The sequence below is a fragment of the Paraburkholderia sp. FW306-2-2C-D06C genome, assembly GCF_058781505.1.
Genome location: NZ_JBYSWU010000147.1, coordinates 1 through 795 on the forward strand (window position 1 = coordinate 1; position 795 = coordinate 795).

Genomic DNA, 795 nt, shown 5'->3' on the forward strand with positions numbered 1-795 from the left:
GCGGAAGCGCATCGTTCGATGCCCGTCATCCATGGAGCTGCACCGATAAACGCAAGGGCCGAATTCCGGTTCCGGTCCAAACGGCGGCGTCCAATCACGGTGTAATATTCCACGGATGTCCACGTTATTTCTCGGCCTCGACGCCGCGCAGATTTAAAGCATCCATGACGAGGACGGCAGGCTGGTCAAAAGGCCTGGAAACCGCTCCAAAGGTGGCGTCGGCCGTAACAACGGCATTGATGGGAAATACATCATGTCAACCGAGTGGAAGCGCCGCGCCTGGCTGTTTATCCAGCGTTTCTGGCAGCCGACCAGCGCGTGCATGACCTGCATGCCGGGGAGTTGGGGCAATGTCATGAGCCTTGCCCACTGGACGATTGCATTCCATACTGGTCTGCTCACCGGACTCCTGGCCGTACTTTTGACCTTCACGCCTGCGGCGAAACTCTACGTGCATCGATACGGCAATGCGCTGGTCGTCGGCGTCCTGACAACGTTAGGCGACGCCTACTCGCACGCGAGTCACTACCGCATCCCCTATGTCGAGCACATCGTGACGGGTGTTATTTCAGGTCTCTTGACGCTGGCTGCCTCATATCTCTTTGAAGACCGCGCGCGACGCCTTCGGGCGGCATGGGCTCGGGTTTTCGAATAACTTATCCGTTGACTTTCGGAACCCTCCTAGTCGAACCGAAAGAGGCTCCCCGGTTTGGTTGCGCATCATTGCTGGGCAGCCTGAGCGTGGACAACGGCCGTTTGGGGCCGTTACATGCCCCTGCGTCAGGGTTCGGCCAG

1 protein-coding gene is annotated in these 795 nt (G+C 58.7%); it reads left to right on the top strand.

Annotated features, from left to right (window positions below; all coding sequences use genetic code 11):
* The first annotated feature begins 253 nt into the window (after positions 1–253).
* Positions 254–655 (top strand): hypothetical protein, encoded by a 402-nt coding sequence (locus AC3WLT_RS37245; RefSeq protein WP_492596538.1) that lies wholly within the window; start codon positions 254–256, stop codon positions 653–655.
* The last annotated feature ends 140 nt before the right edge of the window (positions 656–795 follow it).